The following is a 15,429-nucleotide window of genomic DNA, read 5'->3' on the forward strand; positions in this document are numbered from 1 at the left end:
GTGGATAGTGCACGCAGTAAATGCAGACAACCCGTATTGACGCGATGCGCATCCTCAACTAGCAAGAGTCGAGGCCGCACGTGGCGAGCCTCTCTGCCGATGTTTCATGTGAAACTTGAAGTACCCCACAACGCAACAGGAACGGTAGTCGTGGCCAGAATCATTGCGATAGCCAACCAGAAGGGTGGCGTGGGCAAGACCACCAGCTCGGTCAACCTCGCCGCATCGCTGGCAATCATGGAAAAGAAGGTCCTTCTTGTCGACTGCGACCCGCAGGCCAATTCGACAAGCGGACTCGGCTTTGATCAGGAAGACATCGAACGCAGCCTGTACACATCCTTCTTCCAGCCGGAAGAGGTAGTGGATGCCATACTGACCACAAGCTCACCGTTCCTGTCTCTGCTGCCGGCCACGACAGACCTTGTTGCCATCGAACTTGAGCTGGTCGACAAGATGGCTCGCGAATACTATCTCGCCGACCTGCTCAAGCCGCTGGATAGCAGGTACGACTACATCCTTCTCGACTGCCCGCCCTCTCTGGGGCTCATCACACTCAATGCGCTGTGCGCTGCGCGCGAACTGCTCATTCCCTTGCAGTGCGAATTCTTCGCGCTGGAGGGCATCGTCAAGCTGCTGCAAACCTATGAGCAGGTCAAGCGCAGACTCAATCAGAACCTGTCGCTGCTGGGCGTCGTGCTCACCATGTACGACGTGCGCAACAAGCTTTCGCGTCAGGTGAAGAACGAAGTGAGAAAGTGCTTCCCCGACCACCTCTTCGAAACGGTCATTCCTCGCAACGTGCGCCTTTCAGAAGCACCGAGTCACGGCAAGTCGATCATCCATTACGACATCAAATCAAAAGGCGCTGAAGCCTACCTCGCACTCGCCAAAGAGGTCGTGCTACGTAAGCCCCAGCGCCGTGACGCGCAGGCGGGGTAGAGGGTCAGCTACCGCAACCGCAACCGGGCGGCGTGAATTCGAAACAGATATGGTCCTTGAAATGCTTCTTGCGGATGGCTGCCCCGCACTGGCGACACGTGAACACGAGCATACCCGAAAGGGTGGCGTTACGAAGCCTGAACGGATGCACGGGATCGTTCTCCCAGTCCTCCGTGGCAGCACCGCAATGGTCGCAATGGACGTCAGGAACATAAGGATACCTGAAATCCCAATAGTCCTTGAACATCTTCAGGTCTTCGACAGGTTCGGGCCTCTCGGTGGGGTACATCACCTCCAGCGCCTGTTCGAGAACGGGCATGACCTTGCGTTCGACAGCACGCCACAGGTCGGGGCTGAGCATCACGCCGTACAGGTCGCCATGCCTGTCGAACAACCGGACAACGTGGGCATCTCTCTCGTTCATGGTTTCTCCGGACGGGATGGTTTGAAAGTCGCCCACCACAGTTAGAGCAACACGTTTGAAAGTCAAGGAGATGGATATGGCAGGAAACCAACGCGGCCTCGGTCGTGGCCTGGACGCCCTCTTCAAGAATACCGTCGAACCTTCGGCAGCGTCGGACATCACCAGTCTTCCGGTACGCTCACTGGCCCCCAACCCGGCACAGCCACGCAAGCACTTCGATGAGAGTGCACTTCAGGAACTCGCCGACTCCATCAGGGCAAAGGGCGTGCTGCAACCTTTGCTGGTGAGGCCCGTGCGCGGCACCGAACCGCAACAATATGAGATCATCGCCGGTGAAAGACGCTGGCGGGCCAGCAGACTGGCAGGGTTGCGCGAAGTGCCGGTCCTTGTGCGCGACCTCTCCGACCAGGAGACGCTCGCGGTCGCCCTCATCGAGAACCTGCAACGCGAGGACCTGAACCCGGTCGAAGAAGCCCTCGCCATGCACGACCTGCGCGAACAATTCAGTCTCAGTCAGGAAGAGCTCGCTCGCCAGCTTGGCAAGAGCAGACCTGCTGTGGCCAATACACTGCGCCTTCTGCAACTGCCACAAGAATCACTGGATGATGTGAGGTCCGGGCGTCTCACACCGGGTCATGCACGCGCACTGCTGGGTGTGACCGACCAGACGGCCCAAGAGACACTGCGTTCCGCAATCATCGAGCAAAGTCTCACCGTACGTGATGCGGAAGCCGCGGCTACCTACTGGAAGGAACACGGCACGCTTCCCGACACCCTCGCGCACGTCCCCCATCGGGCACAGACGCCACGCAACAAGGCGATGCGCACGAAGACGCCAGAAGTGAAACTACTGCAAAAGCGCATTGCGGACACGCTGTCACTCAAGGCCTCGGTCAGCGGGACAGAACAGAAGGGCAGGGTGACCATCGCCTTCGACAGCCCGGACGACCTTGCACGGCTTCTCGCCCGCCTTGGGCTTTCCAACCACTAATCCACGCAGCATGAACGGATACACCATAGATAAAGAGCGACTCCTTGCCAGTGTCGCCGGACTTGCAGGCAACGAAGTGCTCATCGTCGGCGACGTCATGGTCGACGAGTACCTGATGGGCGACGCCGAGCGCATCTCTCCCGAAGCCCCGGTGCCCGTGGTGCATGTCACCGAAGACAGGCACCTCGTGGGCGGTGCGGGCAACGTTGCGCGCAACGTGCGCACCCTTGGCGGGGTACCACGCCTCATCTCCGTCTGCGGTACAGGCACAAGGGCGGCGCTTCTCCGGCGCGTCCTCGACAATGAAGGCATCGAACCACAACTTGTGGAGATTCCGGGACGCCCTACGACCATCAAGACGCGAGTCATCGCCCGCCAGCAACAGATGCTGCGCATCGACCGCGAAGATGCCTCTCCGGTCGGCGGAGTGCATCTCGACAGATTGCTGGCACTGGTACAGGACGCACTGGCTGACACGCGCGTGGTCGTGGTCTCCGACTACGGAAAGGGCATTGTGACAGCCTCGTTCATGGAAAGACTTTCCGCCATGTGCGCTGCGTCCTCCACAAGACCGCTGATTCTCGTCGACCCCAAGACGCCTAATTTTCACCTGTACAAGGGGGTGCACATGCTTACCCCCAACACCAAGGAAACGAGTGAGGGGGCAGGCTTGCCAGCAGGCAACAGGGAACAGATTCGGGCTGCTGCCGCGGCAATCTTCCGCAAGCTTGATTGCGAACACCTGCTCACGACGCTGGGACCACAGGGGATGGCGCTCTTCATGACACCGGACGATGCGTGGCATGTGCCGACTGTCGCCCAGAAGGTCTACGACGTGACGGGGGCGGGTGATACCGTCATCGCGACGGTGGGACTGTGCCTGGCATCAGGGTTGCCCTTGCTGGAAAGCTGCATTCTCGCCAACTATGCCGCGGGCATCGTGGTAGGTCAGGTGGGGGCGGCAACGGCGTCGCCCGACGAATTGCGCCACGCCATCGCCACGCTGGACGTACCACAGGTCAACCGCTGGCAATAGCGGCATCTGTACAGGGTGATGGACCGGACGAAGACACAGACATGTTCCACGGTTTCCCGTGAAACATGACAAGAGGCGAACATGGACGCCATCACGCTCATTGCGGAAAAGCGCATAACCGAAGCGCAAGAAGAGGGTGCCTTCGAGAATCTGCCCGGCACGGGAAAACCGCTCTCAATCGAAGATGATTCGCTCATCCCTGAAGACTTGCGCATGGCATACAAGATTCTGCGAAACGCAGGCTATCTGCCCTCCGAGATCCAGGACAGGAAAGAAGTGCAGACCATGCTTGAATTACTGGAGAATTGCGCAGATGAACGGGACAAGGTACGGCAGATGCGCAAACTCGAGGTCATCCTGCGCCGGATACTCGACAGACGCGGGAAGCCGGTGCCCCTATCCGATGATGATGCCTATTATGCGAGCATCCTTGAGCGAATCACACTCCAGCCAAAGCCTTGAATACGACAAGACCGGTGTGATGCAAGCAGCCATACGGCAAGCCGCAAGGTACACGCCACGCCCGTTGCGATACGGTGGTAGCCGGATAAACAGCCCCTAAGCCTTCCTCAACCGGGCTGCATAGAAGAATTCGCGCGAGACATCCTCAAGGGGTGTCTCGTACGCGATTTCAAGTCTCGCATCCAGATGACGTTCAAGAAATGCCGCAATCCGCAACTCGTTTTCTTGCGGATTGCGGGTACACGTTATGTAGGCGAGTACGCCATCTGAACGCAGACAGGGCCAGACGGCATCGAGAATGGCCTCTTGAAGGGCAACAAGTTCCGCAATCTGTGCCGTGGTTCGCTTACGCTTGATGTCGGGCCTGCGGCTTAACGTGCCAAGCCCACTGCACGGGGCATCCACAAGGATGGTACCGAAAAGACCACCGCTGCCCAGCCCAGAGGCGTTGACAAGCCCTGTCGCGGATTGCCCACGGGACACCTCCACTTCAATGCCATCAATGGCAAGCGGGCTGCCGCCATCGCCACAACTCCCGGCCCGGGCCATGCTGGCGGCGCAACTGAAAGGCGGGCGCACAGCAGAGGCACGCACCGCAAGCGGCACCGGAAGACCGAGTCTTGCGAAATCGCGGCGCAACCCCCGCAGACGGCTCATACTGGGGTCTGATGCAGCAACGACCGCAACACCGGTTTCCACAAGCGCCGCAGTCTTCCCACCCCGTCCGCAACAGCAGTCCCATACGGGACCCGGCCATACCTCGGGTTCAAGTGCCGCAAGGGCCGACTGCGAAGCACCACTCTGCCGGGAAGCCCGCCCCTCGGATACGAGTGAAGTCACCTCGGAAGGTGTGCCTCCGGAGGTGAACACGACACCGGCCTTTCCAGCAGCCTGCCGACCTGTCCCGGCGTTGCCGGAAAGGAGTTGTTGCAGACAATCCGCACCGTCAGCACGGGCGAGGTTGATGCGTACGCCCGGTGCGGGATGCAGCAGCGAGGCCTCCAGCAGGGCTGTCGTCTTCTCCTCGCCGTACCCGTCGCACCACAGGTCGACAAGCCAGCGCGGGGCGGAGTGCCTTACACACAGCCTGTCGCGGTTATCGCCGACACACGCATAGAAGTCGGCTACGCGCCACGCATCGCCCAGCCGGTCCACATTGCGCAGCACTGCATTGGCAAGGCGTGAGACACCCGTGCCATAGAGTGCCCTGACAGCGGATACGGCCCAGTCGAGGGTGGCATACGCAGGCACCCTGTCACACTGGGTGAGTTCGTAGGCGGCAAGGCAGAGCAATGCCAGAACGCCGGGGGGCAGCTTCGAAGGGGCCTTCAGAAAACGCCGTACAAGCCACGAAAGACGAATTTCCGACCTGAGATAGCCATAGACAAGCTCCGTGCAGAGCGCGGCATCCTGACGCGAAAGAGAGGCATGCGACAGAGAGTCGTCTAGGGCGGCCTGCACATCGACACCGGCGCGCACGACGGCATCCAGTGCGACGAGTGCACCGGCACGTGCAGGGGGGACGCACGACAGGCGTTTGCGGTCTCGCAACACCGGGGCGAAGTCCGGGAAGAGGACGCCCGGTTGCGGGCAGGGAAGGTCGGAGGTCAGACTTGTCATGAATTAGGTCTCTTGAGACAGCAGGTAGGAAGAGAGGAAAACAGCAACGGTAGCCGAGTCACGCCAGACGGTGGAGACGCATCAAGCCCCAAGGCGGAAACAATCCCACTCGGTCAGGGTCCAGCCGTCGTCATTGCGGTACGGACAGCCCGGACGAGAACCAGAGGCCGAAGACGCGCCCCGGACACTGTGCGACAAGGAAAATGCACATAAGCCCGGCCCGGAAGAGAATCAGCCATCAGACCCCCTACGCTGCGAAGAACCTTGCGTAACACGACATTCCGGCCCCTGTGCCTTACCGAACGCCGCAGCGGCATCCCTGCCGCGGCGCGACTCGTCAGGAGCCCCCCCGGCAGAGACAGGGACATCTCGCAAGAAATGCCGCAATGCGGCTTCGAGACGTTGCATGGGCACGAGCGTGTCGAGACATGGACCGTTGGGCCGTTCATTGAGGACACCGTAGACAGGGATGGGGTGCGTGTCCTGAATGCCGGAGGCGAGGTCGCGTTCGCAGGCGACGGCGATGATGAGTTTGGGGCGCGTCTGCACCACGATGCGGCGCGCGATGGTACCACCTGTGGCAATGGCGAGAGAAACGCCGTATCTGTCCCGCAGGGCCAGAAGGTCGCGGATGGGACATTTGCCACACCGTTTACAGTGGTTCATGTCATAGGTGAGCCGAATCTCGCACCGACTCGATTGCAGGCAGTGCGGCACGAGAATGAGCAGTTCATCAGGCGTGTACCGACCGCCACGGCTGCGCACAAGTTCATTGTTGACCTTGATGAACGAATGCCGCACCTCTTCGCGCCCGACACCCATGACACGACCAAGAAGCTCCATGAGAGGCAGGAAAATCTTGATGGTGAGCCCGCGGATGCGCTCGGTACCGAGCATGGGGCGTCCGGTGTAGATATGGAGCACGAGCCCCAGGGAAGCCCATGCGATGCAAAGGATGCACAGCACGAGCAGGGCACCTGTCACATGCGGAACCCACGGGTGGATGTTGCCGAGACCGATGTACGGCACAACCCATCCCACAAGCAGCAACAGGCACAACCCTACTGAAGTGCCTGTGATGAGGCCTATGAAGAGACGCTTGCGAGCGCCGTGGTAGTCTTCACGCGGCAGCGAGTGGGGATTCTTGGAAAGCACACAGCCCCCGTTGCATTGCGGTTGACGTTGCGGACGCGAGACCTTCACATCACACGCAGCCTAGCACCGGAATGCGACGCAAGGCAACGACATGTGGAAGTGAAGGCATGGGCAACGTCTCTAGGCACCTTCGCAGACGGCAAAGCCGGGGCATTCGCCCTCGCAGCGACTGAGATAGCCGCACCAGAACGCCTCGCCTGTCATGGGCTTCTTGTCGGCAGGACGGATAGTGCGCACGAGGTAGGTGCGGTCGGCACAGGCGAAGGCGATGGCACCGTCCACAAGCCCGACGATGGTGCCGGGTACGGCAGGCTGCTCAAGCAGCGGCCCGATGGTGCCGGGTTCGATGGTGACGCGCACGTCCTTCTGCCCTTCGCGCCGAAGCGTGAAGTACGCGGCAGGCCACGGTGTCACGCCACGCACCTGTGCATGGACCTCGACCGCAGTGCGGTTCCAGTCCACGAGGCCGTCGGCCTTGGTGAGTTTGGCGGCATAGGTGGCGAGGGCGTCGTCCTGCGGGATGGGCATGATGGTCCCCGCCCTGAGGCGCGCCAGCGTCTCCACAAGCAATCGCCCACCCAACTCGGCAAGCTGGTCGTGCAACTGTCCTGACGTCTCGTCGCAGCCGATGCCGAGGGCCTTCTGCAGCAGCATAGGGCCTGCGTCGAGTTGTTTGACCACCTGCATGATGGTGATGCCCGTGACCGCGTCGCCGTTCATGACGGCCCTCTGGATGGGCGCGGCGCCACGGTAGCGGGGCAGCAGCGAACCGTGTACGTTGACGGCCCCCATGGGCGCGGCATCGAGCACCGATTGCGGCAGGATGAGGCCGTAGGCGGCGACCACGAGGATGTCGGCCCCGAAGTCACGAAGGGCCTGCACATCCGCCTCGTCACGGAAGCTCACGGGCTGCCGCACGTCGAGACCGTGCTCGAGGGCGAGCATCTTCACGGCGGAGGGCCGGCACTGCTGCCCACGCCCGCAAGGGCGGTCGGGCTGCGTGTACACGCCGACGACGTCACATCCGTCCCACGCGAGAAGATGCCGGAGACTCGCCGCAGCGAAGTCCGGCGTGCCCATGAAGACTATCTTGAGCGGCGCGCTTTCAGCCATTTCTTCACCTTTGCGTCATAGAGTGAGCGCTTGAGGCGGCTTATGCGGTCGATGAAGAGCGTACCGCCAAGGTGGTCGATCTCATGTTGCAGGCAGATGGCCAGCAGGCCGTCCGCATCCATGCAAACTTCATTGCCGTCAAGGTCGCGTGCCGTGAGTCGCACACGCTCATGCCGCTCGACCTTGGCGCGCAGGGCGGGGACGGAAAGGCACCCTTCCTCGGATTCGACCTTCTCGTCACCGAGAGGTTCGAGACGCGGGTTGATGAACGTCATGAGGCTTTCGCGCTTCTCGGGGCCGCTGACGTCGACCACGATGAGGCGGCAATTGGCACCCACCTGCGGTGCGGCGAGGCCGATGCCGTCCTCGCGGTACATGGTCTCGACCATGTCAGCCGCAAGTTGGCGGATATCGTCGGTTATCTCGTCGATGTCGTCGCACTCGATGGCGAGGCGCTCATCGGGGTATTTGAGGACTTCCCTGATCATGCGTGCTTCCGTGTAAAGGTTTGAGGTGGGACAATAAGGCAGGGTAGGGCAAACGGCAAGGCGGGGCCGGCAGGGCAAGCCGGCGATGCCGTCGGGCGGATGCGGCCGTGCAGGGGTGAAACGGCAGGGAATGCGCCCACCGCACCACGCTCGACAAGCGTAGGCACTGCGGAAAATGCAAAGGACAGGGCCCGGCGGTCATGCACCCGGATGCGCCCATACCAGTCAGAAAGCCCCCTCCACTGGAGCCCCCCCCGATGCGAAAGGGGCGGCACATGGCCGCCCCCTGCGAACTTGCTAGGCTATTCGGGCTTCTGTTCCTGCGGCGTCTCGCGCAGGCGGATGCCGAGGTCGCGCAACTGGCGCGCACTCACGGCGTCGGGTGCCTGCGTCATGAGGCAGGTCGCCTTCTGCGTCTTCGGGAAGGCGATGACGTCGCGGATGGAGGGCGAACCGGTGAGGAGCATCACCAGACGATCCATGCCGAAGGCGATGCCGCCGTGGGGCGGTGCGCCATGCTCGAGGGCCTGAATGAGGAAGCCGAACTTCTCTTCCGCCTCTTGCGGGTCGAGGCCCAGCGCGGCAAACATGCGGCGCTGCACTTCGGCGGAGTGGATGCGGATGGAACCGCCGCCCAACTCGTAACCGTTGAGCACCATGTCATACGCACGGGCGCGGGCTGCCGCCGGGTCGCTGGTCATGAGGTCGAAATGGCCGTCCTTGGGCGAGGTGAAGGGGTGGTGGCATGCCACGTACCGCTTCTCCTCCTCGTCGTATTCGAACAGCGGGAAGTCGGTAACCCACAGGAAGTTGTAGGTGTCTTCGGGGATGAGACCGAGGTGCTGGCCGAGCTTCACGCGCAGGTTGCCGAGCGCGGCGTTGACCATGCCCGGTTCGCCAGCCTGGAAGAAGACGATGTCGCCCACTTCGAGGCCGAGGGCGGCCACGAGCGCGGCACGTTCAGCCTCGGAAAGGAACTTGGCGATGGGCGACTGCCATTCGCCTTCGCGGATCTTGATCCATGCAAGGCCCTGTGCGCCATAGATCTTCACGAATTCGGTGAACTCGTCGATCTCCTTGCGGGTCATGGTCTCGCCACCGGGAACCCGCATGGCCTTGACCAACGGTGCCTTGGCGAAGAGCTTGAACTCGGACCCGCGCACGGCGTCGGTGACGTCCTTGAGGCGCAGGTCGAAACGGGTGTCGGGCTTGTCGACGCCGTACTCGCCCATGGCCTGATCATAGGTCATGCGCGGGAAGGGCACCGTGACATCCACGCCGAGCGTGTCTTTCATGACGCGGGACATGAGACCCTCGGCCATGGACATGACGCGCTCCTCGTCGACGAAGCTCATCTCGATGTCTATCTGGGTGAACTCGAGCTGGCGGTCGGCGCGCATGTCCTCGTCACGGAAGCAGCGCACGATCTGGTAGTACCTGTCCATGCCGGAGACCATGAGCAGCTGCTTGAAAATCTGGGGCGACTGCGGCAGGGCGTAGAACATGCCGTGGTTCAGGCGGCTGGGCACGAGGAAGTCGCGCGCACCTTCGGGCGTGGCCTTGGTGAGGTACGGCGTCTCGATTTCGAGGAAATCGAGTTCGTCGAGGTAGCGGCGTGCCGACTGGGCAGCGCGGTGACGCAGCATGAAATTGCGGGCCATGCGCGGACGGCGCAGGTCGAGGTACCGCCACGCAAGACGCAGGTTCTCGCTGGCCTCGGTACGGTCTTCGATGAGGAAGGGCGGGGTCTTGGAGGTGTTGAGCAGCTTCCATTCGCTGACAACCACTTCAATCTCGCCGGTCTTCATGCCCGGGTTGGTCATGCCCTCGGGACGGGGACGAACGCGCCCGCGGATGGCGAGAACGTATTCGCTGCGTACGATGTGGGCGTCCTTGTGGGCCTCGGGCGCGAAGTCGGGGCTGAAGACGACCTGCGTCAGGCCCTTGCGGTCGCGCAGGTCGACGAAGATGAGCCCGCCGTGGTCGCGGCGGTACTGCACCCATCCCATGATGCACACGTCGTTGCCCACGTCTGCGGCGGTGAGTTCACAGCACGAGTGGGTGCGCTGCCAGTCGCCCAGCGGGGCGACGTACTGCTGATGTTCCAGCTGGATGTCGGCAATCTGGTCGCTCATGACGTATCCTTCGAGGGCTTACGCGCCCGCTGCGAGAAGACGGGCCGCGACGGCATCGCGCCCGATGGTTTCCTGTTCGCCGGAGTCCATGTCCTTGACCACGACGGTACCTGCGGCGAGTTCATCGCCACCGAGGATGAGACACGCGCGCGCGCCGGACTTTCCGGCGAGGCGCATACGGCTTTTGATGCTGCCCGCGCCGAAGCCGACGCTTCCGGTGAGGCCCTGCGCACGCAGGTCTTCAGCCAGAAGAAGGGCGGCGTCCTGCGCTGCGGGGTCGAGCACCGCCACATGGAAGTGGGGCCGGGGGGCATCTGCACCGGGCATCATGAGCGCAAGACGCTCCATGCCGCAGGCGAAGCCGACACCGGGCACGTCAGGCCCGCCAAGCTGGGAGATGAGACCGTCATACCGACCGCCCCCCGCCACGGAACCCTGCGAACCGATGGAGTCGGAGACCACCTCGAAGGTGGTGCGGTTGTAGTAGTCCAGCCCGCGCACGAGGCGGTCGTTCAGCACGTAGGGCACGTTGCGGCTGTCGAGGATGCGCAGCACCGCGTCGAAGTGGGTGCGGCATTCGGGACAGTTGTGTTCGAGGATGGTGGGGGCGTTGGCCGTCAGTTCGCGACAACCGGGCACCTTGCAGTCGAGCACACGCAACGGGTTGGTCTCCATACGACGGCGGCAGTCCTCGCAGAGGGCCGCATTGTCGATGGAGGCGAGAAAGTCGGAGAGCGCCTTGCGGTAGAGCGGGCGGCATTCCTTGCAGCCGAGGGAATTGATCTGGAGCGAGAGTCCCGTCAGACCCAGTTCCGTCAGAAAGCGCATGAGCATCAGCACCAGTTCGGCATCGGCATGGGGTTCGACAGGGCCGAGCACTTCGCAGTTGATCTGGTGGAACTGGCGCATACGCCCCTTCTGGGGACGTTCGTAGCGGAACATGGGGCCGGAGGTGAACAGCTTGGAGACGGGCTCCTGCGTGTGCCTGCCGCTTTCGATGTAGGCACGCATGACCCCCGCAGTGGCTTCCGGACGCATGGTCAGCGAACGATCCTTGCGGTCGGGGAAGGTGTACATCTCCTTCTGCACCACATCGGTCTCGGTGCCGATGGAACGGCAGAAGAGGTCGGTGCGTTCGAGGATGGGGGTACGCAACTCGACAAAGCCGTACCTGCCGAAGACCTGCCGCGCGACAGACTCCATACGCGTGAAGACGTCGCTCTCGGGCGGAAAGAGATCCGCGAAACCCTTAATCTTGGTGATCTTGCTCATGATACGCCGCCAGTCTTCGGAGTGTCGTCCGCACGCGCGAAGGCGCGCACGTCACGAGGCGCGCAAGGTGCGCGAAAACGGTAATCTGTAGTCCAAGGCGGACGTGTTGTCAAAAGGCTGTCAAGAGGAAAGGTCGCGCCCGTGGCCCGTGCGTCCCACGACCGTGGGGGGGCATACACGCATGGGTGCGGTCTTGCGTGTGGTGAGCAGCAGCGGGGTCACGGGCAACCCGCGCCCGGTGTCGACGCGCAGGGCGAGATACGCCCCGAAGGGGTTGAGCGCGATGCCACGGTTGCACAGGTTGAACAGGGTGCCTTCGCGCCATGTGCACGAAGGGGCGTGCAGCACGGTGCGCCACGTCACCGCGCAGCCTCCGCAGCCTTGCCGCACGAGGCGCAGCATCTCGGGCAGCGAACGCCAGCGGGCCTGCCGCAGCCTGCTTGAACTGCCGGGCATCGGCACACCATGCGAAAGATAGTAGGGCGACCAGCGGTTGAGCACGGCGACAAGCACCCCACGCGCGGCGACGCGGAATGCCTCGGCCAGCACGGCTGCGGCATCATCGACGAATTCGAGCACGTTGAGCAGCGTCACATAGTCGAACGCATTGTCCTCGAAGGGAAGATGGTCGCCCACGCCAAGGTGGAAGTCGGCGCGCGGCCCGAGGCGCGACCGTGCCGCGGCCAGCATGTCGGGGCTGGCGTCGAGGCCCGTCACGTCGAAGCCGCTTTCCCAGAAGTACTCGAGAAAGATGCCGGGGCCGCAGCCCACATCGAGCAGCGAATGCCCGCGGCGCGGCCATCCCGAGACGAGATGCTGCAAGAGACGGCGCTCATGCCGTAGCGCGAAGGCACCGGCAGGGGTGTCGGCCCAGTCGAGGAAGCTTTTCACGTCTTCGGCGTTCCACATGGCGGAGTGTCACCTTGTTGGCGTGCAGAAAGGGCGGGAATGCGATTGCAGCATGGGTCTGACAGGACACCAGCACGGTTTCAGCCCGAAGGGCCGCCAGAGATGACCGTCAGCCGCTGGCCCCGGGGCAGGGCCAGCCAGTTACGGGATGAACATACCCCAAAGCCACGACGTCGCAAAGGGGAGGCGGCATGCCACGCCACAGGGGGTGCAGGGCCACCCCGCCCCGGTATCATGGCCCAGCCTTGCACGGAGTCCTGCCCCACGGCGGGCATGACCAGAGGGACGCGTCGACCGGGAAGGAGGGTCACACGACGCGAAGACCGGGCATGTGCTGCCATGGACCGGCACGACCTCGTACTGGGGCTGCCTGTCGGCGTCACAATGGGGACGTCGACCGATGCAGAGGCACTGCAAGGCTACCCGGCCGCGACCTGTGGCCTCAGGGCCCGCCCCGCGGATGGGGGACGGGCCCTGAGGCGCAAGATGAGGGAGAGAGGGACTGGCTAGGCGTCCAGCCTAGCCCTGACCCTGCGTGCGGCCTCGACCATGTTGGCGAGGGCGGCCCGCGTCTCGGGCCATTCGCGGGTCTTGAGGCCGCAGTCGGGGTTGACCCACAGGCGGTCTACGGGCAGCACCGCCGCCGCACGCAGCAACAGGGCTTCCATCTCGTCCACGGAGGGCACGCGCGGGCTATGGATGTCATAGACCCCCGGCCCCACTTCGTTGGGGTAGCCATGCGTGGCGAAGACATCCAGCAACTCCATGCGGCTGCGGCTGGCTTCAAGGCTGATCACATCGGCATCCATGCCGGCGATGCGGTCGATGATGTCATGGAAGTCGCAGTAGCACATGTGGGTGTGCAGTTGCGTCGCATCCGCCACGCCCGAGGTCGCAAGCCGGAAGGCACGCACCGCCGCATCGAGATACGCCTCCTGCGCGGCACGGCGCAGGGGCAGCCCCTCGCGCAAGGCGGGTTCGTCGACCTGCACCACGGCAAGCCCCGCCGATTCGAGGTCGGCCACCTCGTCGCGCAGGGCAAGCGCAAGCTGGCGCAAGACCGTCTCTCGCGAAATATCGTCCCGCACGAAACTCCAGCAGGCGATGGTCACGGGCCCGGTCAGCATGGCCTTCATGGGACGGGCGGTGAGTGAACGGGCGTAGGCACTCCACGCAACGGTCATGGGTTCGGGACGCGACACGTCGCCATAGAGCAGGGGCGGCTTCACGCAACGCGTGCCATAGCTTTGCACCCAGCCGTCGGAGGTGATGCAGAAGCCTTGCAGCAAGCCGCCGAAGTACTCGACCATGTCGTTACGTTCAGGCTCGCCGTGGACGAGCACGTCGAGGCCCAGAGCCTCCTGCTCACGCACCATCATGGCGAGGGCGTCGCGCATGGCGGCTTCATAGGCGTCCTGCGTGAGGCTGCCATCACGCAGGGCGCGACGTGCGGCGCGGATGTCCGGTGTCTGGGGGAATGAACCGATGGTGGTGGTGGGCAGGGTGGGCAGATGCAATGCCGCCCGCTGGGCCACGATGCGTTCCGCATAGGGCGAGGTACGGTGCTCCATGTCGGACGTCACTGCGGCAAGCCGCGAGGCCACCGCCGGGTCGTGGATGCGCGGACTGACGGCCCGCTGACGGCGCACCTCGCGGTTGGCTTCCAGCGAGGCCGCGGTCGAAGGGCCGTAGACGCCTCGTACAACTTCGGCGACAAGGCGCACTTCGGCGCACTTCTGACGTGCGAAGGCCAGCCATCGCGCCACTTCGGGGTCGAGTTCGCGCTCCGAACCGAGGTCGACAGGGCAATGCAACAGCGAACACGAGGGGGCCACCCACACCCGGTCTTCACCCAGACTGTCGGCAGCGCGACGGACAAGGTTCACGGCCGCATCGATGTCGGCGCACCAGACATTGCGCCCGTCGACCACCCCCAGAGAGAGGGCCAACCCCGGCGTGCCCTCACCGGCGCCCAGCACCTGAAGGGCGGCGTCGAGGTCGTCACGTCCACGGACAAGGTCGAGATGCAGCACATCCACAGGCAGGTTCAGTGCCACCGGGAGGTTGTCGGCGCAGGGCGCGAAGTAGCTGGCCACCATCAGCGTCGCATCGGGTACGGCGGCCCGAAGCCGCGTGTACACCGCCGGAAAGAGGTCGCGCACGGTCTGCGGCAGGTCGAGTGCCAGCACAGGTTCATCAAGCTGCACCATCAAGCCTCCAGACGAGTAGCCACGCGGGCACGCGGGGGGGCATGCGGAAGTGAGCTCACGAAGGAGCGTCGCGTAGGCGTCGCACAGGGCGGGCAAGAGGGCGAAACGGTCTGAACCGTCGACACTGCGCGCCAGCCACAGCCATGTCAGCGGGCCGGGAAGGACGGCCTTGGGGGTGAACCCGGCATCCTGCGCCTCGCGCAGCTGCGCCACGAGAGGGGAGGCATCCGGGGCGAAGGCGGTGTCGGCGTCAAGTTCAGGGACAAGGTAGTGGTAGTTGGTGTCGAACCACTTGGTCATCTCAAGGGGCGCGACGGGCGACAGACCAGCTTCGCCACGCGCCATGCGGAACATGAGGTCGATGTCCTGCCCTGTACCTGCTGGCGACGCAGCAGCACCGGACGGACTGAACCGTGGCGGTATGGCGCCCAGCATCAGGGTCAGGTCGAGCATGTGGTCGTACAGGGCGAAATCGCCCACGGGCACCACGTCGATACCCGCATCACGCTGCATGGCCCAGTGGCAGGCCCTGAGGCGGGCCGCCTCTCCTTCGAGTGCGTGCCGCGAGACGCGGCCTTTCCAGTAGCCTTCGACAGCCTTCTTGAGTTCTCTGCCCGCGCCGATGCGCGGGAAACCGAGGTTGTGGGTTCGCATTGCCACCTCCGGGAATGCGTA

13 protein-coding genes are annotated in these 15,429 nt (G+C 63.5%); 4 read left to right on the forward strand and 9 right to left on the reverse strand.

The window, feature by feature from the left end; genetic code table 11:
* Nucleotides 1–150 precede the first annotated feature (150 nt).
* The gene (locus DVU_RS15755; RefSeq protein WP_011791341.1) at nucleotides 151–939 is read left to right on the forward strand and encodes a ParA family protein; all 789 of its coding nucleotides are present in this window, start codon (nucleotides 151–153) and stop codon (nucleotides 937–939) included.
* A gap of 4 nt (nucleotides 940–943) precedes the next feature.
* Here the strand turns inward: DVU_RS15755 and DVU_RS15760 are convergent, their stop codons facing one another.
* On the reverse strand, nucleotides 944–1,363 hold the full coding sequence (locus tag DVU_RS15760) for a hypothetical protein (protein WP_010940614.1): 420 nt from the start codon (nucleotides 1,361–1,363) through the stop codon (nucleotides 944–946).
* 76 nt (nucleotides 1,364–1,439) lie between these two features.
* Between DVU_RS15760 and DVU_RS15765 the strand changes: the two genes are divergently transcribed.
* The 3 genes from DVU_RS15765 (at nucleotide 1,440) to DVU_RS15775 (ending at nucleotide 3,852) form a co-directional block, all read left to right on the forward strand.
* Nucleotides 1,440–2,354, forward strand: coding sequence for a ParB/RepB/Spo0J family partition protein (locus DVU_RS15765; RefSeq protein WP_010940615.1), 915 nt, complete (start codon nucleotides 1,440–1,442; stop codon nucleotides 2,352–2,354).
* A 10-nt stretch (nucleotides 2,355–2,364) separates the two neighbouring features.
* A complete protein-coding gene (locus DVU_RS15770; protein WP_010940616.1) occupies nucleotides 2,365–3,390 on the forward strand; it encodes a bifunctional heptose 7-phosphate kinase/heptose 1-phosphate adenyltransferase in 1,026 nt (341 codons plus the stop codon).
* 81 nt (nucleotides 3,391–3,471) lie between these two features.
* Nucleotides 3,472–3,852, forward strand: coding sequence for a DnaJ family domain-containing protein (locus tag DVU_RS15775; RefSeq protein WP_010940617.1), 381 nt, complete (start codon nucleotides 3,472–3,474; stop codon nucleotides 3,850–3,852).
* 96 nt (nucleotides 3,853–3,948) lie between these two features.
* On the opposite strand, the gene DVU_RS15780 is transcribed toward DVU_RS15775, so the two are convergent.
* The 8 genes from DVU_RS15780 to metE form a co-directional block, all read right to left on the reverse strand.
* The gene (locus tag DVU_RS15780; RefSeq protein ID WP_010940618.1) at nucleotides 3,949–5,472 is read right to left on the reverse strand and encodes a transcription antitermination factor NusB; all 1,524 of its coding nucleotides are present in this window, start codon (nucleotides 5,470–5,472) and stop codon (nucleotides 3,949–3,951) included.
* Between the two features lie 231 nt (nucleotides 5,473–5,703).
* Nucleotides 5,704–6,627: a DUF116 domain-containing protein gene (locus DVU_RS15785; protein ID WP_010940619.1), complete on the reverse strand. Its 924-nt coding sequence runs from the start codon at nucleotides 6,625–6,627 to the stop codon at nucleotides 5,704–5,706.
* 120 nt (nucleotides 6,628–6,747) lie between these two features.
* Nucleotides 6,748–7,740 carry a methionyl-tRNA formyltransferase gene (gene fmt, locus DVU_RS15790; RefSeq protein ID WP_010940620.1) on the reverse strand — a complete coding sequence of 331 codons (993 nt, stop codon included), beginning with the start codon at nucleotides 7,738–7,740 and terminating at the stop codon, nucleotides 6,748–6,750.
* A complete protein-coding gene (def, locus tag DVU_RS15795) occupies nucleotides 7,713–8,228 on the reverse strand; it encodes a peptide deformylase (protein WP_010940621.1) in 516 nt (171 codons plus the stop codon). The genes fmt and def overlap by 28 nt, the downstream gene beginning before the upstream one ends.
* A gap of 302 nt (nucleotides 8,229–8,530) precedes the next feature.
* The gene (gene aspS, locus DVU_RS15800; protein WP_010940622.1) at nucleotides 8,531–10,363 is read right to left on the reverse strand and encodes an aspartate--tRNA ligase; all 1,833 of its coding nucleotides are present in this window, start codon (nucleotides 10,361–10,363) and stop codon (nucleotides 8,531–8,533) included.
* Between the two features lie 18 nt (nucleotides 10,364–10,381).
* A complete protein-coding gene (gene hisS, locus DVU_RS15805) occupies nucleotides 10,382–11,635 on the reverse strand; it encodes a histidine--tRNA ligase (RefSeq protein WP_010940623.1) in 1,254 nt (417 codons plus the stop codon).
* 120 nt (nucleotides 11,636–11,755) lie between these two features.
* Entirely contained in the window at nucleotides 11,756–12,544 is a 789-nt protein-coding gene (locus DVU_RS15810) for a class I SAM-dependent methyltransferase (protein ID WP_010940624.1), read from the reverse strand.
* A gap of 506 nt (nucleotides 12,545–13,050) precedes the next feature.
* Nucleotides 13,051–15,408: a 5-methyltetrahydropteroyltriglutamate--homocysteine S-methyltransferase gene (metE, locus tag DVU_RS15815; RefSeq protein ID WP_010940626.1), complete on the reverse strand. Its 2,358-nt coding sequence runs from the start codon at nucleotides 15,406–15,408 to the stop codon at nucleotides 13,051–13,053.
* Nucleotides 15,409–15,429: the final 21 nt, after the last annotated feature.

Origin of the sequence: Nitratidesulfovibrio vulgaris str. Hildenborough (genome assembly GCF_000195755.1) — a bacterium.
GTDB lineage: Bacteria > Desulfobacterota > Desulfovibrionia > Desulfovibrionales > Desulfovibrionaceae > Nitratidesulfovibrio > Nitratidesulfovibrio vulgaris.